Origin of the sequence: Microbacterium sp. nov. GSS16, from assembly GCF_028198145.1 — a bacterium.
In the GTDB taxonomy this organism is placed as follows: Bacteria; Actinomycetota; Actinomycetes; order Actinomycetales; family Microbacteriaceae; genus Microbacterium.
The window spans coordinates 686112-706202 of sequence record NZ_CP116338.1; the positions used below are offsets into that span (position 1 = coordinate 686112).

General features: G+C 68.3%; 19 protein-coding genes. 5 read left to right on the forward strand and 14 right to left on the reverse strand.

Annotation, left to right across the window (positions count from 1 at the left end):
- The first annotated feature begins 24 nt into the window (after nucleotides 1-24).
- Entirely contained in the window at nucleotides 25-498 is a 474-nt protein-coding gene (locus PGB26_RS03135; protein WP_271638844.1) for a hypothetical protein, read from the forward strand.
- 12 nt (nucleotides 499-510) lie between these two features.
- Here the strand turns inward: PGB26_RS03135 and PGB26_RS03140 are convergent, their stop codons facing one another.
- The 7 genes from PGB26_RS03140 to PGB26_RS03170 all read right to left on the reverse strand — a co-directional run bounded on the left by PGB26_RS03140 (nucleotide 511) and on the right by PGB26_RS03170 (nucleotide 7063).
- On the reverse strand, nucleotides 511-735 hold the full coding sequence (locus PGB26_RS03140; protein ID WP_271638845.1) for a hypothetical protein: 225 nt from the start codon (nucleotides 733-735) through the stop codon (nucleotides 511-513).
- 39 nt (nucleotides 736-774) lie between these two features.
- Entirely contained in the window at nucleotides 775-1803 is a 1029-nt protein-coding gene (locus PGB26_RS03145) for a fumarylacetoacetate hydrolase family protein (protein ID WP_071642121.1), read from the reverse strand.
- A gap of 148 nt (nucleotides 1804-1951) precedes the next feature.
- On the reverse strand, nucleotides 1952-2530 hold the full coding sequence (locus PGB26_RS03150) for a TetR/AcrR family transcriptional regulator (RefSeq protein ID WP_071642122.1): 579 nt from the start codon (nucleotides 2528-2530) through the stop codon (nucleotides 1952-1954).
- A gap of 61 nt (nucleotides 2531-2591) precedes the next feature.
- Nucleotides 2592-4577 (reverse strand): acetoacetate--CoA ligase, encoded by a 1986-nt coding sequence (locus tag PGB26_RS03155; protein ID WP_271638846.1) that lies wholly within the window; start codon nucleotides 4575-4577, stop codon nucleotides 2592-2594.
- Nucleotides 4574-5179 carry a cupin domain-containing protein gene (locus PGB26_RS03160; RefSeq protein ID WP_218161799.1) on the reverse strand — a complete coding sequence of 202 codons (606 nt, stop codon included), beginning with the start codon at nucleotides 5177-5179 and terminating at the stop codon, nucleotides 4574-4576. The genes PGB26_RS03155 and PGB26_RS03160 overlap by 4 nt, the downstream gene beginning before the upstream one ends.
- A gap of 2 nt (nucleotides 5180-5181) precedes the next feature.
- The gene (locus PGB26_RS03165) at nucleotides 5182-6189 is read right to left on the reverse strand and encodes a fumarylacetoacetate hydrolase family protein (RefSeq protein WP_071642124.1); all 1008 of its coding nucleotides are present in this window, start codon (nucleotides 6187-6189) and stop codon (nucleotides 5182-5184) included.
- 100 nt (nucleotides 6190-6289) lie between these two features.
- Entirely contained in the window at nucleotides 6290-7063 is a 774-nt protein-coding gene (locus PGB26_RS03170) for an SDR family NAD(P)-dependent oxidoreductase (RefSeq protein ID WP_071642125.1), read from the reverse strand.
- A 219-nt stretch (nucleotides 7064-7282) separates the two neighbouring features.
- Here PGB26_RS03170 and PGB26_RS03175 point away from each other — a divergent pair, with 219 nt between their 5' ends.
- A complete protein-coding gene (locus tag PGB26_RS03175; protein ID WP_177243805.1) occupies nucleotides 7283-8848 on the forward strand; it encodes an FAD-binding oxidoreductase in 1566 nt (521 codons plus the stop codon).
- 66 nt (nucleotides 8849-8914) lie between these two features.
- Here PGB26_RS03175 and PGB26_RS03180 read toward each other — a convergent pair whose 3' ends face one another.
- The gene (locus PGB26_RS03180) at nucleotides 8915-9844 is read right to left on the reverse strand and encodes an AraC family transcriptional regulator (protein WP_271638847.1); all 930 of its coding nucleotides are present in this window, start codon (nucleotides 9842-9844) and stop codon (nucleotides 8915-8917) included.
- A 73-nt stretch (nucleotides 9845-9917) separates the two neighbouring features.
- Nucleotides 9918-11174 carry a substrate-binding domain-containing protein gene (locus tag PGB26_RS03185; RefSeq protein WP_271638848.1) on the reverse strand — a complete coding sequence of 419 codons (1257 nt, stop codon included), beginning with the start codon at nucleotides 11172-11174 and terminating at the stop codon, nucleotides 9918-9920.
- A gap of 128 nt (nucleotides 11175-11302) precedes the next feature.
- Between PGB26_RS03185 and PGB26_RS03190 the strand changes: the two genes are divergently transcribed.
- From PGB26_RS03190 to PGB26_RS03200, 3 genes are read left to right on the forward strand one after another with little or no spacing between them, the layout of a single operon-like run.
- Nucleotides 11303-12808: a sugar ABC transporter ATP-binding protein gene (locus PGB26_RS03190; protein WP_271638849.1), complete on the forward strand. Its 1506-nt coding sequence runs from the start codon at nucleotides 11303-11305 to the stop codon at nucleotides 12806-12808.
- Nucleotides 12805-13764 carry an ABC transporter permease gene (locus PGB26_RS03195; RefSeq protein WP_071642136.1) on the forward strand — a complete coding sequence of 320 codons (960 nt, stop codon included), beginning with the start codon at nucleotides 12805-12807 and terminating at the stop codon, nucleotides 13762-13764. Before PGB26_RS03190 ends, PGB26_RS03195 begins: the two co-directional genes overlap by 4 nt.
- Complete coding sequence (locus PGB26_RS03200; RefSeq protein ID WP_271638850.1) at nucleotides 13761-14792, forward strand: ABC transporter permease; 1032 nt, start codon at nucleotides 13761-13763, stop codon at nucleotides 14790-14792. The genes PGB26_RS03195 and PGB26_RS03200 overlap by 4 nt, the downstream gene beginning before the upstream one ends.
- 67 nt (nucleotides 14793-14859) lie before the next feature.
- Here the strand turns inward: PGB26_RS03200 and PGB26_RS03205 are convergent, their stop codons facing one another.
- The 5 genes from PGB26_RS03205 to PGB26_RS03225 are packed head-to-tail and all read right to left on the reverse strand — an operon-like array spanning nucleotide 14860 to nucleotide 20081.
- Nucleotides 14860-15579: an EthD domain-containing protein gene (locus PGB26_RS03205; RefSeq protein ID WP_071642139.1), complete on the reverse strand. Its 720-nt coding sequence runs from the start codon at nucleotides 15577-15579 to the stop codon at nucleotides 14860-14862.
- On the reverse strand, nucleotides 15579-16874 hold the full coding sequence (locus PGB26_RS03210) for an NADH:flavin oxidoreductase (protein ID WP_071642141.1): 1296 nt from the start codon (nucleotides 16872-16874) through the stop codon (nucleotides 15579-15581). Before PGB26_RS03210 ends, PGB26_RS03205 begins: the two co-directional genes overlap by 1 nt.
- Nucleotides 16875-16882: 8 nt before the next feature.
- Complete coding sequence (locus PGB26_RS03215) at nucleotides 16883-17611, reverse strand: ABC transporter substrate-binding protein (protein WP_271638852.1); 729 nt, start codon at nucleotides 17609-17611, stop codon at nucleotides 16883-16885.
- Nucleotides 17612-17618: 7 nt separating this feature from the next.
- Nucleotides 17619-18560: a VOC family protein gene (locus PGB26_RS03220; protein ID WP_071642146.1), complete on the reverse strand. Its 942-nt coding sequence runs from the start codon at nucleotides 18558-18560 to the stop codon at nucleotides 17619-17621.
- Between the two features lie 9 nt (nucleotides 18561-18569).
- Nucleotides 18570-20081: a bifunctional 3-(3-hydroxy-phenyl)propionate/3-hydroxycinnamic acid hydroxylase gene (locus tag PGB26_RS03225; protein WP_271638853.1), complete on the reverse strand. Its 1512-nt coding sequence runs from the start codon at nucleotides 20079-20081 to the stop codon at nucleotides 18570-18572.
- Nucleotides 20082-20091: the final 10 nt, after the last annotated feature.

Sequence of the window (20091 nt, forward strand, 5' to 3'; positions counted from 1 at the left end):
TGCTTCTTATGCCAGAGTGTCGCCATGTGGGACACGTTCCTTCCCGATCTGTTGATCGCGTTCATCGGCGCCATCTTCACCGTGGCCATCGCGTACGCCACGTACAAGTTGAATGCGGCCCAAGAAGAAGCGAGAGCGCTCAATTCCTTGATCGCTGAACTGCATCGTCAACGTGCACTCAGACCTAGCGACGAGCAGCCCATCCGAGGGGCGGCCAGCTCAGACGACTATGACCGTGTGAATCAAAGCGTTCTCAGCATGCGCTCCGAGATTCGGGCAGCGCGAGACCGGGTCGGGCAACGGGAGTCTATTCAGCTTCCGCTGTCGGAGATGAGACGCGCCTGCAACACATACCTCAGGCGCAGTGCTGCGCAGCCGGAGCTATACGCGCGATTTGTCGGCGACCTTCGCAGAGAACTCGACCGTCAGGTCGAAAAACTCGCGGCTGCGAGGAAAGGCGTGAATCACCTCGTTCCGGGCGAGGGCGCCGGGTACTGATTTGCGTTGCCGTCATTTCCGATACTCGCCCGATCCCATGTTCGTGCGGGCCAGCGTCCTGGTGTCACGCCTCACCACGCGCTGCTCAGCGACGAAGCGCACCACAGTCCCAACCACCGCAATCACCAGCGCCACGACAACCGGCAGCACCTCCACCCCGAGCGCCATCGGGAATGCGGGGGTCGCGCTCGCCTGCGAGAAACCACATTCCGCGTGAGGCATCACGGCACCACGCATGTCCCATGCCGAATGTGGTTTCTCACGGTCGCGACGCAGTCAGCGCATGCGTGAAAGCTGCCACGGCGGCAGCACACCACTCGGCCCGCGCACGACCGTGCGCTGCGCGCCGAGCCCGGTGATGCTCGCCTCCATCACGTCACCGTCACGCAGGAACCGCTTCCAATGCGAGCCGTTGCCCGCCGGCGATCCCGTGATCAGCAGGTCGCCCGGTCGCAGAATCGCCACCGACGACGCGTACGAGATGAGGCTCGGGATGTCGAAGAGCAGATCATCCGTCGTCGCATCCTGCATGACCTCACCATTCAGCGTCAGACGGATTCCCAACGCCGTCGGATCCGCCACGAAACGGGCGGGAACGAGGTAGGGACCTGTCGGGAAGAACGTCGGCTGATTCTTAGCGCGGAACCAATCCGTGCCGATCAGCGCCATGTCGTTGCGTGGCACGAGCGTCCGCGACGTGATGTCGTTCACGATCGTGTACCCGGCCACGTAGTCGAATGCGTCTTCGGGAGCCACCCTGTGTGCGGTGCGGCCGATCACCACGCCGAGCTCGAGCTCCCAGTCGACCTGCTCACCGACATCCGGAAGCTGCACGTCGTCGTAGGCGCCCGACACCGCCGATGGGATGCCGGTCCACACGTACGGGTCGCCGGACCGCCGACGCTCATCGTTCTCGACCGCCGCCTCGGCCCAGAGCTCGCCGTCCGTCGCGTCGGAGCGCCCCAGACGATGCGCGACGCTCATCTGCAGAATGTGCTCGCGATAGTTCGCCCCGGCGGCGAGGATCGGCCCCACCGGCTGCACCGGGGGGAGAGTGCGCACTGCGTCGAGCGGGCGACCCTCGAGACCGGCGAGCGCAGCCGCATCCGCCGCCACGGCGGCGATCACGTCGAGGGCGGCATCCCACTCAGCGAACAGGTCACCGGTCTGGCGGATGCCGGGCAGCACCGCCCTGACGTCGTAGACGCGATCCGCGACGACGAACCCCGGGAACGCGCCGCCGTCGGCCTCGAACGTGCCGAACGCGAAGCCATCGCTCACCTGGTCAGTGGGCGCAGTCGTCATGGGAAGTCCTTCCTTCAGAGATGGGCGACAGTGCCCACACACTCCACCATCGACGGGGAGCGCTCCTCAGAGGAAGGCGCTTTCGGTCATGACGATCATCGGATTTCGCGATGACCCGACCCGTGCCTGGCCCCGCGTCACCTGACCGTCACGCGGCGGCGAGACCCTCCAGCGCCAGATCGAACGACGCACGCATCGACGCCGCGTCGAACGATCCCTCCTGAAACAGGAGTCGGAAATAGATCGGCGCATAGATCCGCTCGGCCAGCTCATCCGCCGTCCGATCGCCGCGCATCGCGCCTTCCTCGATCGCACGTTCGATCAGCACCTTGACCGCCTCGCGACGCGGCCGCCAGAAGTGTTTCTTGAACTCCTCGAGGGTGGCAGGGTCGTACTGGCATTCGGCGATCAGCTGCGCCATGAGCCGGCCCTCGTACCCCGCATACACGGCGGCGAGCGATGTCAGGTGCTCGCGCAGCGCGTCGATCGCCGGAAGGTCGTCGCGCACCGGGGTCGCGAGAATGTGGTTCTCGAGGAAGGTGTCGATGATCACCGCGGCCTTGTTCGGCCACCAGCGGTAGATCGTCGTCTTGCTCACCCCGGCCTCGCGCGCGATCCGTTCGATGGACAGCTGCTGGATCGACATCGATTCCGGTTCGCGCTCATCGAGCAGCTTCATGATGGACTGCAGGATCGCCTGCCGGCTGTGCTCACTCCGGATCGCCATGGACCGGCCCCTTTCAGAGAAGACTCATCCGATACGATACGTCCACTTGATTCCTTCTCCTTCAGCGACGGCCCGGTTGGGCAGCCTTCTCTCGCGCGAACTCGGCGTACTCCGCGAGCAGGCCCGCATCGTCGACACTCCCCAGGTCTGCGACGTCCGCAAGGGCGGCGCCCTGCAGCAGACGCTTCACGGGCACCTCGAGCTTCTTTCCCGTGCGCGTGTGGGGGATGCCGCGCATGACGACGATCTCGTCGGGCAGATACCGGGGCGAGAGCTGCTTGCGGATCGCCGCGACGACGGCATCCTTGACCGCCTGCTCATCAGCGCCCGCGCGCAGCGTGAGGAACAACGGCATGTAATAGCCCTCGTCACCGATCTCGGCTCCGATGACCATCGCCTCGGCGACCTCGGGCAGCGCCTCGACCACCGCATAGATGTCGGCAGACCCGAGCCGGATGCCGTTGCGATTGAGCGTGGAGTCGGAGCGCCCGAGAATGCGGATGCCGCGTTCGGAGAACTCGATGAAGTCACCGTGTCGCCAGACGCCCGGGTAGTGGTCGAAGTAGCTGGCGCGATATCGCGCACCGTCGTCATCGCCCCACAGCCGCAGCGGCATGGACGGAATCGACTCGGTGACGACCAGCTCGCCCGTACCGGTCGCCGGCCGACCTTCGGCATCCCACGACTCGACCTTCACCCCCAGCGCGGGCGCCTGGATGTATCCCACTCGCACTGGCTCGGTGGGCGCGCCGCCGACGAAGCATCCGACGATGTCGGTGCCGCCGCTCATCGAGACGAGCCACACATCGCCGACGCCGCGATACACCCAGCGGAAGCCGTCGGACGACAGCGGCGAGCCTGTCACCTGGATCTCGCGCAGTGCCGACAGATCGTGATCGCGCCCGGGCGACAGACCCTCCTTCGCGCACGCATGCACGAATCCCGCGCCGACGCCGATGACCGCGGCACGCGTCTGCGCCGCGACCTGCCACACTCGATCGATCGACGGGAAGGTGGGGTTGCCGTCCACGAGGACGGCGACCGCCCCCGCCCCGATGGCACTCGCGAGCGTGTTCCAGACGACCCAGCTGGTCGAGGCCACTCCGAAGTAACGATCGCCCTCACGCACGTCGCCGCCCAGGATCAGGAGCTTGAGCTCCTCGAGCAGCGCGCCGCCGTGACCATGCACGATGCCCTTCGGGATGCCGGTGGTGCCCGACGAGAACAGCACCCAGAGCGGGTCGCTGAACTCGACCTCGAGGTACACCGGCTCGACGCCGTCACGCACCACGTCAGCCCACATCGCACCCGGCGCGCCCACATCGGGGATCGGGACGGTGGGTGCGCTCTCGCCGACCCACACCACCTGCTCGAGGGTCGGAAGTCCTGCCACGACCTCGGCGATCTCGCCGCCGCGGTCGCGGTCGACCCCGCCGAGACGGTAGCCGGGCGCCGCGATCAGCACCTTCGGCTCGAGCTGCGCGAACCGAGACACGATTGCTCCCGAACCGAACTCCGGCGAGCAGACGGCCCAGACCGCGCCGATCGACGCGGTCGCGAGCAGGCCGATCACCGCTGCGGGGATGTTCGGCAGCACCGCCACCACTCGATCGCCAGGGCCGACGCCGAGCGAGCGCAGGTGCGCGGCGAGCGCGCCGACGCGCCCGCGGAGCTCGTCGAACGAGATCTCCTCGGTCGAGCCGTCTTCTGCGACGGCGATCAGCGCCTGCCCGTCTCGTCCGTCGAGCAGGTGCCGAGCGAAGTTCAGGGTGCGCCCGGGGAACCAGCGTGTGTCGGGCATCGGTCGCCCATCGCACACCTCCCCGGCGGATCCGCCCATCCGCACCCCGGCGAAGTCGGCGAACTCCGACCAGAACAACTCCGGCTGCGAGACGCTCCACTCCCACAGTGCCCGGTATCCCTCGCCGACGGCGATGCCGCGGCCACGCAGGAACGCGGCGAACCGCTCGGTGCCGCTGCGCTCTGCCTCAGACGGATCAGGGCGCCAGATGATCTCGCCCTCCGCGGCGGACGGGTCGACGATCACGCCGGTTCCACCGCTTTCGCCTCCGTGCGCGCCAGGGCGATCTCGCTCGGAGCGATCGGGTCGGTGCCGACCAGCACGAACAGCATCCGTGCCGTGCGGTCGGTGCGGTTCGACCAGGCGTGCGCGGTCGCACGCTGCACGGCGACGTCTCCAGCGCGCATGGTGACCTCGCCCTCGTCGACGAGCAGCGTGATCTCGCCTTCGAGCACGACGGCGTAGTCGATCGACTCCGTCCGGTGGAACCAGAAGTGCTTGCCGGCGCTGTGCTCCTCACCGGCCTCGCGCTCCTCGTGCGCCCCGATCTCGTCGAACACGGCGTCGCCGGCGTTCTTCGGGTACACGGCATCCGGCGGGAAGTCCGCGATGCGCACGACCGTCTCGCCCACCGCGGGAAAGTCGATCTGAGCGCCGGCAGGCGCCGGGTCGACGTCGGTCACGTGATCGACCGCACCGGCGGGGGTGAACCAGGCGACGGTCGCCCCGAATCCCGGGATGCTGTCGGAGCTGAAACTGTTCGGCGCATCGGCATCGTCGAACAGGATCACCGCGCGACCCTGATCATCGTGGCCGGTGACGACCCGGCGGACGGGCTTGCGCGCCACGGTCAGGCCTCCTCGAAGGGGTAGGGCTGCGGGGTCGGCCACCAGGCGGGCGACTCCTTCTCGGCCGCGATGCGGTTGCGCATCGTGCCGACGCCTTCGAGCTCGAGCTCGAGCACGTCACCCGGCTGCAGGAAGCGACCGAGCTCGACCCCCGCCCCGAACGCCATGGTGCCCGAACCGATCAGGTCGCCGGGCTGGATGCCGTTGAGCTGCGAGGCGTACGCGACGGTCTCTTCCGGCGTCCAGATGAAGTCCTCCACTCGCGTGTCCGACCACACCTCGCCGTTCACGCGCACCTGACCGGTGAGTCCGATGATCGAGGGGATCTCGTCCAGCGTCGTGATCCACGGCCCGATCCCGTACGCGAAGTCCTTGGAGTGCTGCGCGCCCATGCCGATCGGCGACTCCAGCTTCTGCACGTCGCGCAGGCTCCAGTCGTTGAAGATCGTGATGCCGAAGACGTGCTGCCAGGCGTCCTCGGGCGCAAGGTTTCGGCCCGACCGGCCGATGACGTATCCGATCTCCAGCTCGTAGTCGAGCTGCTCCGTGAAGCTGGGGAACGGGATGGTCTCGTCATGGCCGAAGATCGTCGATGTGGTGCCCTTGAAATAGCCGGGCCGTTCGTAGACCTCGCGAGCAGGCAACGACTTCATCACGTTGCCGAAGAAGTTCTTGATGTGCCCGTTGAACGTCAGCGAGTCGCGGATCACGGGCGGCTTGAGCGCCGCGGTCCACGTGACCTCGTCGATCGCGAGGGAGGCGTCGTCTCCGACGTCGAGAGCGTGGTGAGCGGCGTCGAGGAAGAAGTCACCGAGCGAGATGCCCTCAGTCAGATCGCCGAACGTGGCACCCGCGAGGCGCCGCGCGGCGTCGACGGTCGCGCCGCCGCGCTGCAGGCGCAGTGCGTGCGCCTTGCGCAGATCGATGACGCGTCCGGCTTCGGGCTGTGCGGCGACGACGCGGGTCTCACGGCCGTCCGGGCCGTCGACGACGATGCGTCCAAGTTTCATGGTGGACCTCCTTCGGTTCACTGCTTCCCTCAAGAATACGATACGAACAGTATCGAATGTCAAGACGGAGGATGCCGACGTGTCGCGCGACCGGGTCGCGTCACATGGTCGCGCTCGCCCCACCGTCCACGGAGATGTCGATCCCGGTCACCCAGGCGGACTCGTCGGAGGCCAGGTACAGCCCGGCATACGCGACGGCGATGGGCTCGCCGGGCCGCCCGTCGATCGTGCGTGACACGATCGACGCCACCGGAGCATCCGATCCGAGCTCGCGATACATCGCCTGTATCGGGGGAGTTCCGATGACGCCAGGGCTCACCGAGTTGACGCGGATGCCGACGGCGATCCCCTCGGCGGCGAGCTGACGCGTCATGGCGACCACCGCACCCTTCGCCGCGGCGTGCGCGGCCTGAGGCAGCGTGCGCACCCCCTGATGGGCCGCCCCGGAGCCGATGTTGACGACCGCCCCGCCCGTGCGCGCCAGATGCGGCCAGGCGATCTGCGTGGCGTGCCAGACGATGTCGAGCTCGTTGCGGATGGTGAACGCATAGTCTTCGGGAGGCTGGGTGGCGAAGGGCGCGAAACGCGGGGCGCTGGCGTTGTTGTACAGCACGTCGATGCGGCCGTATCGCTGCGCCGCCGCGTCGATCCAGCGCTGAACCTCGACGCGATCGGCGAGATCGAATGCCGCGACGTCGATCTCGCCGCCCTGCTCCTCGACCAGTCGCGCCGTCTCCGCGGCATCCGCAGCGTCCAGCGTGCAGCCGACGACCGTCGCCCCCTCGCGCGCGAAGAGCTGCGCGGTCACGCGTCCCATCCCACTGCCGACTCCGGTCAGCAGCACCACCTTGCCTGCCAGGCGACCTTCGGTCATCGTCGTCTCCCTTCGCTGATCAGCGAAGTCAGCACACCACGGGCGTCGGCGTTCACGGCCGGAGTGTGCCGTGGATGCACACCCTCGTGCAGGCGCGGCACATTCCGCACGCGCGCGGAGCGGGCCGGGCTAGAACGGAGCACACCCGACCCCCACTCAAGGAAGAGACGAGGAACCATGTCCATCGACACGTCCACCCATCGGCCCACGCCTCCTGGCGTGACTCGCGCAGAACTGGATCAGGCCATCGCCGCGTTCGCGGCCGCGATCGGCGACGGGAAGGTGAGCACCGAGGAGGCGGTGCTGCAGGACTTCCAAGACCCGTTCCAGGTGCCCGGCACCGCGACGACCCTCCCCTCGGCCGTCGTCAGCCCGCGCAGCACCGAGGATGTTCAGGCCGTCGTCCGCATCGCGAACCAGTACCGCGTTCCGCTCTGGCCGATCGCCCGCGGCAAGAACAACGGCTATGGCGGCGCGGCACCCTGGGTGCCGGGGGCCGTGATGGTGTCGTTCAAGGAGATGACGAAGGTCGAAATCGATCCCGAACTCGGCTATGCGATGGTCGAACCCGGCGTCAGCTGGTTCGACCTGCACGACGCGATCGAGGCGGGAGGGCACGACCTCGCGGCATCCATCGTCGACATCGGCTGGGGCGGGGTCGTCTCGAACACCCTCGAGCACGGTCTGACGTACATGCCCAACTCGATCGATCAGGCTGCGCACTGCGGCTTCGAGGTCGTCCTGCCGAACGGCGAGCTGTACCGCACGGGTTCCGGCGGTATGGACGACAATCCGACCTGGCCGCTGTACAAGCGCGGCCTCGGGCCGACCACCACCGAGCTGTTCATGCAGTCGAACTTCGGCATCGTCACGAAGATGGGCTACTGGCTGATGCCGAAGCCCGAGGTCTACATGCCGCTGTGGCTGCAGCTGTGGGATGACGCTCAGATGCCGGCGGTGGTCGATGCGCTGCGCTCCCTGATGCTCGACGGCACGATCGACATGCGCCCGCAGCTGTCGAACACCCTGTGCATGGCGTCGATGCTCAGCGCACGCTCGGACTGGTACGACGGCGACGGCCAGATTCCCGAAGAGGTCATCGATCGCATCGCGAAGGAGCTCGGTCTCGGCCGATGGATGATGCGGTTCGCCCTGTACGGCGATGAGGCGGTCGTGGATCACAACTTCGCGAAGCTCAAGAAGCGGTTCGAGTCGATTCCGTCTGTGTCGGTGTTCGGGGAGAAGCACGGCGCTGATGCGTGGGAGACGCTGCCGAACCCGCACGAACGTGTGCAGATCGGCGTGCCCAGCCTCGATCTGTACAAGATGGCCGGCTGGTCAGGAGGCGATGAGGGCGGTCACGTCGACTTCTCGCCCGTGATTCCGCTGACTGCGTCGCACGCGCGCAAGGCGCAGGAACTGTTCCGGTCGCTGTGCCACGAAGCGGGGCTGGACTACCTCGGCGGGATGCTGCCGATCAACGCGCGATCGACGACCTTCATCAACGTCATCCCGTTCGACACCAAGAACCCCGACCAGGTGCACCGCGCGTACGAGCACGCCAAGCACATGGTCGAAGTGGCCGGCAAGATGGGCTACGGCGAATACCGTGCGCACCCGTACTTCGCCGACGTCGCGATGGAGCAGTTCGGGTTCAACGACCACGCGCAGCTGCGCCTGAACGAGACGCTGAAGGACACCCTCGATCCGAACGGGATCATCGCCCCCGGCAAGTCGGGCATCTGGGGTTCTCGGCTGCGTGCGGAGGGCTATCCGCAGCGGTGAATCTTCGCGACAACTGACTGCGCCCGGGGCTGTGCCCGGGGCGCAGTCTTGCGGCGACGCAGGCGTTCAGCCGGCGGCGCGCATCTGGCCGGGCGACTGCCCCCATGCGCGACGGAAGGCGCGCGCGAAGCTCGCCGGATCGCGGTAGCCCCATCGCGAAGCGACCTCCGAGACCGGGCGGTCGGTGCTGCGCAGTTCCTCGGCGGCCGATTCCAACCGCTGCTGCCGGATCCAGGCCGATACGCCGCCGGCGGCTGCGAACTGCTTGTGCACGTGCCGGGTCGACACGTGGTGCGCCCCGGCGATGCGCGACGGACCGAGATCGGCGTCGCTCAGGTGCTCGAGCGCGTAGCGCCGCATCCGGGCGGCAAGGGCATCGGATGCCGCGGCCGCATCGTCGCCACGCCGGAACAGGTTCAGCACGACCGGCAACAGCATGTCGGCGACCGCGTCGCCGTCGCGGCCGGTCAGTCCGGGCCCCTCGGCCATCATCTCGGCACCAGAGAACAGCGGAACGGCCAGCCGAACCACGGGATCGCGACCGCCGTGCACACGCTCTGCGGCACGCGCGGCAATCGCGTCAGCGCGGCCACCCAGCACCCAGCGCGGGAAGCTCAGCACCATCACGTCGAAGCCGACCGGCGCCTCGAACGACGAGGGCCGCGAGGTGTCCTGCACCGCCAGATCACCGGCACGCAGTTCGCACGACCGCCCGTCCTGCTCGACGATGCAGCATCCGCGGCGCACCAGGTACAGCAGGATGCTCTCGGGGTCGGCCGACGCGATCATGCCGCGCTTGCGCGCGACGCGATGCGGCGGGCCGCTGATCGACCGCACCAGGAGAGGCCCCACCGCCCCTCCCGCCAGCCGGGCATCGAACGTCGCCGAGCCGAAGGACTCGACGCGCATCGGGAAGTAGTGCTCCGCGATTCCGGCTGCCCAGTACTCGGTCCGCTCCGTCGGCGACACCGCTCTGGTGTCGAGTATCATCGACATCGTCGAGTCCCTTCGACTGCCAACACGCAACGCGAGTGTCGGGGCGGGCCGCGCGGCGACCCGCCCCCGCGCGTCAGTTCGCGCTCTGCGGCCCGTTCGCCGGGTTCGTGAAGAACTCGGCGGTCTGCTCGTCGGTGAAGTACACCCCGTCCGGAGCGAGGTCGGTGCCGTCGCTCTCGGACCAGGAGTCATCGACGACCTCGGCGAGGTTGTCGTCATTCACGACGTACGGCGCCCACACGACGTGGTTCAGCTTGGGCCCCGCCCCCGCGAGCACCTTCACGCCGACCTGCGCGGCCATCTTCGCCATCGCGATCGGAGGGGTCGCCGTGCCGAAGTACGGGTAGTCGGGGTTGGCTGCGGCATACGCGGCCATGCCCTGCGACGCACCGACGTCCTGGATCGGCGGCACCGGCTGCCCTGCCTGGGCGAACGCATCGCGGATCGCCCAGCCCATCGTGCCGGCCTGGATGACGGCATCCACCCCCGCCGGGTTCGAGGCGAGGTACTGCACGACGGCCTGCTGCGCGAGCGGCGGCTGGAAGAGCCCCTGCACCGAGCCGACGACGTCGATCTCGGGGCATTCGGCGAGCGCGTAGTCGCGACCGGCGTCCCAGAAGGCCTGGTTCGGGATGCCGGGCACTCCGGTCACCTCGAGCACCGATCCGGAGCCGCCGATAGACTCGAACACGCCCGATGCCGTGGTCATCGACTGCAGCACGGCGTTGTACGTCACCGAGATCGCGTTGGGGCTGTCGATCGGCACGACGACCGAGACGACTGGGATGCCGGCGTCGTGGGCCTCGTCGACGAGATCGATCGCGGGCTCCGGCGCGGCCGGGTTGAAGAAGATGATGTCGGGCTTGAGCGAGATCGCCTGGCCGAACTGCTGGAGCTGCCCGGGCACGTCGGTCGGATCATTGGGCGCGACGTTCAGGATCACGTCGACACCGGCGTCCTCCAGCGCCTTCGCGAGGGTCTCCTGGTACACGGCGATGAACGGGGCCGCGGGCGCCTGCCCCACGATCGCGGCCGTGAAGCCGTCGGTTTTCTCGGACTTCCAGTCGGCCCATGCCGACTTCTGGAGTTCGAACGGGTAGCCGTTGTATCCGTCCTTGATCTCGGCGGAGAGGTCGTCGAGCAGGCCGTCGGGGTCGTTCGCACCGACCTGCGGCACGGCACCGCAGCTGCCGGCGGCGGGACTCGCGCCGTTCCCGGCGTTCTGGTCGCCGCCGGCCGGGGCCGAGCATCCTGCGAGGGTCAGCACTCCGAGAGCGACGAAGGCCACAGCGGTGGCTGCGTAGCGGCGGAAGCGAGTGGGCTTCACCATTTTTCAAGCTCCTCATCGGGTAAGCGCATCGTTGCGCAGGGCCAGACTAGACACATTCGATACGGTTCGTCTAGTTTTGAATGTGACACGCGATGCTGCGTGCCCCACGCTCACCGAGGAGATCCGAGATGTCCCATACCCGCGACGGCCTTCATCTGGCCGACGTGAGCAAGAGATTCGGGGCCACCCGCGCCCTTGTCGAGGCCAGGCTCGACGTGGCACCCGGCGAGATCCATACGCTTCTCGGCGAGAACGGCTCCGGAAAATCCACCCTCGTCAAGATCATCGGAGGGGCGCACCGTCCCGACAGCGGCGTGTTCACGTTGGACGGCACCGAGCTCGCCCTGGCGAGCCCGCGGGGCGCCGCCCGCCACGGGATCGCGGTGGTGTTCCAGGAAGTGCTGACCGCCGCCAGCCAGTCGGTCCTGCAGAACATCTGGCTCGGCTCCGACGGGGTCTTCCGCCGACGTCGCAGCGCCGCCGCGCAGCGCCGAATCGCTGCAGAGACCCTCGGCAGGCTCGTCGACGGCATCGATCTCGATATGCCCGCAGGCCTGCTCTCGCTGTCCGAGCGCCAGGCGGTCTGCATCACGCGCGCACTCGTGCGCGCCCCCCGGGTGCTGGTTCTCGACGAATCGACCGCGGCTCTGGATGTTCTCACCCGCGACCGACTGTTCACCGAGATGCGCCGCCTCGCCGACGAAGGTGTCAGCATCCTGTTCATCTCGCACCGGATGGACGAAGTCCTCGAGGTGTCCGACCGCGTGAGCGTGCTGCGCTCGGGTCGCACGGTGTCGACGGTGAACCGCGAAGAAGTCAGCGTCGAGCGCCTCGTCGCCGACATGACCGGCACGTCGGGACAGTTCGAGCGCACGGATCGGCACCGCCAGCTCGGCGACGTCACGCTGCGCACCGAGGGTGTTCGGCTGTCGACGCACTCCGCACCCATCGACTTCGCCCTGCGCGCCGGCGAGCTCGTCGGCGTGGCCGGACTCGAGGGCCACGGTCAGGACGCGTTCCTGAAGCGCCTCGCCGGCGTCACCGCAGGCGATGGCACCGTGACACGCGTACTCAGCCCCGACATCGACGTGAGGTCGGGCAACGGCGCGAAGCTGGGTGTCGCCTACCTGCCCCGTGAGCGCCGCGGGGAATCGCTGTTCGAGCCGATGTCGATCGTCGAGAACTTCGCCCTGGCGACATTCGCTCAGGACCGCCGGGGTGCGCTGCTGAGCGCCCGACGGATGTCGGCGCGCTTCGCGGAATTCGTGCGCTCCATGAGCATCCGGCTGGGGTCGACGAGAGACCCGATCTCGAGCCTGTCCGGCGGCAGTCAGCAGAAGGTGATGCTGGCACGCTGGCTCGCCACCGACCCGAAGGTGCTGCTGCTGAACGATCCCACCCGCGGAGTCGACATCATGACCAAACGCGAGATCTACGCGACTCTGGAAAGGCTCTGCGCCGACGGGATGAGCGTCGTCATGCTCTCGAGCGAGGTCGACGAGCTCGTCGAGCTCGTCGACCGCGTCATCGTGTTCCGCGACCAGGAGCTGTTCGCCGAGATCCCCCGTGCGGACCTCACCACCGAGACCGTCGTCGCCGCGTACTTCGGCCAGCGGATGGGGATGGCGGCATGAGCGGGATGCTGCGGATGCTGCAGCGGCACTCCTGGGCGTTCGCGGGAGTGCTCGCGGTCATCCTGCTCGCGGTGAATCTCGCGGTGAGCCCCGCCTTCCTCGCACCTGATCGACTGCCGGCGACGCTCGCGACGCTCGCACCCTTCGTGCTGGTCGGCTTCGCGTCGACTCCGGCGATCCTGTCCGGCGGCATCGATATCTCGGTCGGCCCCCTCGCCACCTTCGTGAATTGCCTGTTCGTCGCCGTGCTGCTTCCTGCAGGCCTCGGGGACTGGTACACCGCCATACCTCTGCTGCTGATCAGCTCTGCTCTGATCGGCACGGCGACCGGTCTGCTGGTGACGGTGGTGCGGCTGCATCCGGTGGTCGCATCGACCGGCATGCTGTTCATCCTGATCGGCCTGTCGATCACGATCTCGAAGAACCCCGTCTCGGCGAGCGCGAACTGGTCGACGTCGCTCGCCCGATCCGTCGGATGGGTGCCTGGAGCAGCCATCACGATCGGCATCGTCGCGGTCGCCTGGTTCCTGCTGCGACGCACGTCGTACGTCAGCAACCTCCTCGCCACCGGCGAGAGCGACATCTCCGCGTACGGCTCTGGTGTGAACATCACCCTCGTGCGCACCCTCGCATACACGCTCGGCGGTCTGTTCGCAGGCGTCGGCGGCGTCGCCCTGTCGGCGCTGCTGCAGTCGTCGCAGTCATCGCTCGCCAGCACCTACGCGCTTCTCGGACTCGCCGCCGCCGTCCTGGGCGGCACGGCACTGGGCGGTGGCAAGGGCGGGCTGCTCGGCACCTTCTTCGGCGCCCTGGTGCTCTTCCTGATGCAGCAACTGCTGACCGCGACGGGCGTACAGCCCAGCCTGGTGCAGTTCACCTTCGGATTCGTCCTCGTCCTCGGCGTCGTGCTCGGCGCCACCATCCTCAGCCCGCGCCGCACAGGGAGTCTGGCATGACCGACACGCTCACCGACGTCACCCGCTCGCTCACGCAGCCACCGCCTCCGCCGTCGAGTGGGATGCGGTTCCGCCGCTGGGCTGTCGAGACGCCGCTCATCCAGCTGGTGATCCTCATCGCGCTCGTCGCCGTGCTCGTCACCCTCATCCCGGCGTTCATCGCGCGGCCGCAGGCGGGCCTGGCGGTGCTCACGCTCGCGGCTCTGCTGGCCCTCGCCGCGATGGGTCAGACGCTCGTCGTGATCCTCGGCGGCCTCGACCTCGCGATCGCCGGGTACGTGACGTTCGGGGCGATGATCGCGTCCAACGCGACGAGCCGTCTGGGCTGGCCGGTGCCCGTCGCGCTGCTCGTCGTGCTGGTTGTCTGCGCGGGCGTCGGCGGCGGGGTCGGGTGGCTGTGCCATCGGTTCCGCATCGAACCCCTCGTGATCACGCTGGGCGTCGGCACCATGCTCACCGGCGGATCGATGTTCATCGCGAACGGCGACTACAACGGACAGCCGCCGCAGGAGCTGCGCTCGCTCGCACAGCTCAACGGCACCACCTTCGGGCTCCCGGTACCGCCGGTCATCCTGATCGTGCTGATCCTGGGTGTGCTGCTGTGGGTGTTCCTGGCGAAGACGCCGGCCGGACGACGGCTGTACGCCACGGGCGTGAACCCCCGCGCCGCGCGCCTCACCCGCATCAACACCACTCTCGTGTGGTCTGCCGTGTTCGCGGCATCCGGGGCGCTGGCGGGAACCGCGGGCATGTTCATCGCCGCCTTCGGCGCCGGCTGGTCGCAGTCCATCGGCGACCCATACCTGTTCTCGGGTCTCGCCGCCGTGCTCGTCGGCGGCACCACCTTCGGATCGGTGCGCGGCGGCTTCACCCGCACCGCGATCGGCGCGATGATCCTCACTGTGCTGTCGACCATCATCGTGAGCCAGGGGCTCACCGAGGCGCAGACCCGGATCGTGTACGGCCTGATCATCCTCGGGGTCGTCGCCCTGTACGGGCGCGACCGGCACGTGCGCGACCGGTTCTGAAGCACACACGAGAAAGGCGGGTCGACCATCGCTGGTCGACCCGCCTTTCTGGTGCGCAGCGACGGATTCAGGTGACGAGCCGGCCGACGAACACGGCGGACGCCTCGGTGTTGGTGAACCGCTCTTCGTCGGGCGCGAGACGATCGAGATAGTGCTCACTGGAGAACTCCTCCTCGAGCGCCGCGATCGATCGGAAGGTGATGGATCCCACCCCGTTGTAGTTCGTGCGAGCGAACCGGGTGGGCGCTGGAACCGATGCCGGGGTGTTCTCGAGTCGCAGCAGACGATCCTTCGCGCCCGCGCCCGAGAGAGCGAGCCCGGCGTGGATCTCGGTCCAGTGCTGCGCGAACTCATCGAAGCGCAGGCCCCGTCGCGCCACCGGAAGCGTGATCACGGTGATCGCCTCGGCGGCACTCGCGTCGGCTCCAGCGGACTCGCCGTCGCGCTCCCAGGCCAGCACCGGAGCACCGCCCACGGCTGCGGGTCGCCCGGCGAGCAGCTCGAGGCGCGGCGGCATCCACTCGTCGTCGAACTGCCGCGAGACCACCCAGTTCGCCGCGTCGTTCTTGCGTTCCCACCAGGTCTCGAGCACCGCGTCGTAGGGCGCCGACGTCGCACCCCGCACAGCCGCGACGCCGGGCAGCGCGATGTGGATCGCGCTGCGCGACAGGCCCTCCGCAGCCAGCGGCCGGGCGCGCTCGAGCGCGAGCCATGCCGTGGCGAAGTCGTCGAGTCCGAGATCGGGGCGCCTTGTGAACAGCAGCGTCAGCTTGTACGACGGCGCCATCAGTGCGCCTTCGCCGGGCGGGCGCGCGCCGCCTTGTCGGCGATCGTCATCAGGGTGCGATTGCCGGCGGCCCAGATGAACGCGTCCTGCAGGATGTTCGAACGGCGGCTGCTCTCGTGCTCCTTGCCCATCTCAGGGTTCTTGTGGCACGCCACCGGCACCTGCAGGATGAGGCGCCGCATGCAGGAGTTGGCGTGGTCGCACCACACGATCTCGGACTCGCGGCCCTCAAGCACCTTGTTCGGGTAGTCGGGATCGGCCAGCAGCTGTCGCGCGAGCATCGTGGCGTCGACGGTGCCGTCAGTGATCGCCGCTGCAGCCTGCGCGGGTGCGGGTGTACTGCTCAGCATGAGGACGACCTCCGGTCCGAGCGCCTCACGGAAGATCTGCGGCTCGCCCTCGCGGAGCATCTTGCCCGACTCGCTCGTGACGTTGTCGCCCATGGACTCGTAGTTGCCGTCGGTGAGCACGACGAAGTCGAGGCCGGCCTTCGCGATCTCGGCGGTGACCGCCGCGAACCCCTCCGGCCCCTGCCCACCGGGGACGTGATCGTTCGCGCTCAGCCGCAGGCCGAGGGCGATGTCGGGTCCGACCTCCTGCCGCACCGCGGCGACGACGTCCTTCAGCGCGCGGGCGCGGTTCTCGACCGAGCCGCCGTACTCGTCGGTGCGGAAGTTCGACAGCGGCGAGAGGAACGACGAGTAGAAGTAGCACATGTGGGCGGCGATCTCGATGCCGTCGAAGCCTGCGGCCTTGGCGCGTCGAGCCGAATCGACGACGGCCTGCTCGAGTTCCTTGATCTCCGAGACCGTGGCCTCGTGCGGTTCGGGAAGCACCCGCCCGCCCGGGATGTACACGTTGTCGGGCAGGCCGTGCGCGCCCATGTCGACGTGACGCGGCGACGCGGAAGTGATCCAGTGCCCATCCCGCGGCACGCCCATCCGCCCGAAAGCGGGGAACAGCTGCGCGAACACGGCGACGCCGGTGCCGGTCGCGTGCACGGCATCCACCAGGCGCTTGAGGTCGGGGATGAACTCGTCATCGTCGTAGCGGAGGTTGGGCGAGAACGGCGACTCACGGAACGCGCGGGCCGTGGCGACCGACCCGCCGACGAAGATCGCGCCAGCGCCTCCTTCGGCCCTGCGCCGCAGGAACGCGATCGACTGCTCACTCGGCCGGCCGTCTTCGGTCGGCTGCAGCACGGCCATCGGACCGAGGATGATGCGGTTCTTCAGTGTCAGCTTGTTGATCGTGAGCGGGGCGCCGAGCACCTCGGCGGTCGTGGCGGCAGACATGGGACTCCTCATCGAGTGGCGGTGGCAGGAAAGGGATGCACGAGCGCGTGCAGGTCGGAGCCCGGCGGCAGGACGCCGAGATCCGCGCGCATCGCCGTGAGCTGGTCGAGTCCGGCCGGATCGACCGGGCTCATGCCTGCGGTTCGCAGGGCGGCGAGCAGGTCGTCGAGCTCGGGGGTGCCGATCAGGTCGGCGCGGACGACGAGACCCTGACCGGGGAAGGCGGGGAATGCGTCCTGCACGCGGGCGACCCGAGGACGGCCTGCGGCGAGTGCTCGGTCGTCGAGCGGTGGGCCGAGAAGCGTGGCATCCACGGCCCCGGCGATGAGCGCCTCGAACCTCTCGACGACGCCGCCGACCTCGACCCATTCGACGTCGATCCCGGCGGTGCGCAGCATGTGCCGCGCGACCACGGCGAATCCGCTGTCGGGCGCGTCGACCGCGAAGCGCGCGCCCGCGAGGTCGGCGAGGGTGGTGATCTCCGGCGCCGCATGCACGCTCAGCGGAGTGGTGCGTTCGACCTGTCCGACAAGACGGACGTCGACGCCCGCCCGGGTCCATTCGAACAGGTTGTCGATGGCTGTCACGGCCAGGTCGAGGTCGCCGCTGCGCAGCCCGTCGCGCTGCGCCGGACTGCCGGTCGCGCGCACCTCCTCCAGGTGGATGCCGGTGAGCAGGCCGCTTCCTCGGGCGGCGGTCAGTACTGCCGGAGTGATGAAACTCGAGAGGATCAGCATTGCCGGCTCACACCGGGGGTGCGATGAACAGGTGGCGGTTGTCGGAGTCGTTGAACATCTCCTTGGTGATGAACTCGTCCATGTCACCGCCGGTGCCCCACTGGTCGGAGGTCTCCGGCTCCTGCACGTCGTAGATGTGCGGGTGCCAGGTGTCTTCGTCGAGCTCTTCGAGCTCGGTCGTCAACTCCATCGTGTTGCCGTTCGGGTCGACGAAGTAGGTGAAGGTGTTGTCACCCGCCCGGTGCCGGCCGGGACCCCAGATCTTGCGGTATCCGGCGCGGATGACGCGCCCGCTACCGTACATGTACTCGTCGATGCCGCGCATCTCGAAGGAGGCGTGCTGCAGCGACGCGTGCGGGCCTCGCGCGATCGCCATCGAGTGGTGCTGGGTGCTGCAGCGCATGAAGTAGAACAGGTCGCCGACGTGCGGGTGGTTGAGGGTGTCGGAGAGACGGAAGCCGAGGTGCTTCTCGTACCAGGCGCGCATCGCCTCGGGCTGGTTGGAGTTGAGCACGACGTGCGACAGGCGCACCGGGATGGCCTCGCGCTTCTCGATCTTGCGGTGCGTGCGCACGTCGACGTCGGTCGACACTTCGACCGTGCGTCCCTCCAGATCGAAGAAGCGGAAGCCGTAGCCCCCTCCCAGGGTCTGCAGCACGTCGGGCTCGCTGACGAGCTGCACCCCGGCGGTGCCGAGATCCTGCGCGAGCTTGTCAACTGAGGCGCGGTCGGCGGCGCCGAACGCGACGAGATCGAGGCGCTTGTCGTCAGAGCGACGGACACGGGTGACGTACTGCTCGGGCGAGCCCTCGGCTGCGAAGTAGACGACATCGCCGTCGTCGTGCTGCACGGTGAGGCCCCAGTGGTTCTTGTAGAACTCGATCTGCTTCTCGAAGTCGGGAACCGCGATGTCGAAGTGACGGATGTGGGTGATCGGGCTGAAAGTCATGGCGGTCTCCTAGCGGTTGTCGGCGGCGAGGGTCATGGTGCGGGCGATGGAGGGGATCCGAAGCACCAGCCGTTCGAGGTCTTCTGCGGTGTCACCGACACCGAGCACGTAGTGATCCGGACGCATCACGACCGAGGTCGCACCGGCAGCGCCGAGGATCTGATCGATCTTGAGCGGGTCGGTCAGCGTGATCGTCTCCGCGTCAGCATCCAGTGCCGCCTTGACGGCGGTGGGCAGGGCCGAGTGCACCGCACGGTCGGCTGCCACGAGGAAGTGCGCGCCGACCATGTCGTCGAGTCGGATGCCGTCGGCGAGGATCGGCTGAACGCCGAGCTTTCCGGCCCGCTCGTCGTCAGCGCCCTCGTGGAACCCCGGCCCGAGTGCGGGAGAGGTGGGCACGGCAGAGGCGCCGGGATTGTCGCGGATGTACTGGTCGCGCCCCTCGGCGACCTGCGGGTCCAGCGTCTGGACGATCACCGCCTGGTTCGCCGCGGCCTCGACCCAGAACGTGGCGTGCGGCTTGCGCTCGCTTTCGTACGTGTCGAGCAGCTCCGGGTCGGCGACCCCGCGGGCCACGAGGTCGAGCTTCCACACCAGGTTTGCGACGTCGCGGATGCCGGCGCACAGGCCCTGCCCGAACAGCGGAGGCGCCTGGTGGGCGGCGTCGCCGGCGAGGAAGATGCCGCCCACGCGCCACTGCTGAGCGATGCGCCCGCGGAACGTGTAGATGGCCTGACGGTCGGGGGTGAATCGGGCCGCAGGCAGGATGCCGCGGCTGAGCCGTTCGACGGCCGCCGGCGTGACGATCTCCTCAGGATCGTCGCCGGGAACGAGCATGAACTCCATGCGGACGCGGTCGCCGGGCAGGCGCAGCCACAGCGCCGGGCGGCTGTACCGGGCGAGCTGCACCATGTCGGTCTCGTACCCCGGGGCCCCGACCAGCTGACCGTCGACGACGAGCCACTGGGCGTCCTCGCCGTACTTGTCCCCTTCGATCCCGAGCATCCTGCGGATGTCGGAACGTGCGCCATCGGCGGCGATGACCCAGCGCGACCGGAGCACCTGCGGACGGCCGTCGACGTCGAGGGTCGACACCTGCACGCCGTCCGCCGTGTTCGCGATGTCCGTCACGGTGACACCGCAGCGCAGCTCGACACCGGGGGTGTCGGCGATCACCTGTCGCAGCAACCGTTCGATGTCGGGCTGGTGGAAGCTGATGTGGTCGTTCCACCCCTGGTCTCCGAGCCGATCCGTGGACGCGTGCACCAGCACCTCGTCGGCCTCGTTGACGACGTCCACGTGCCGCATCGGTACGGTGACGCGCACGAAGTCGTCGGCGACTCCCAGCGACTGCAGCGTGCGCATCGTCTCGCCGTCGAAGTGCACGGCGCGCGCGGTGGGCCACATCTCGCGGTCGCGCTCCAGACCGATCGCGCTGAGCCCTGCCCGTCCCAGCATGGCCAGGGCAGTGCCTCCTACGGGGCCTCCCCCGATGACGATGACATCAGCATCGATGCTCACAGCCACTCCT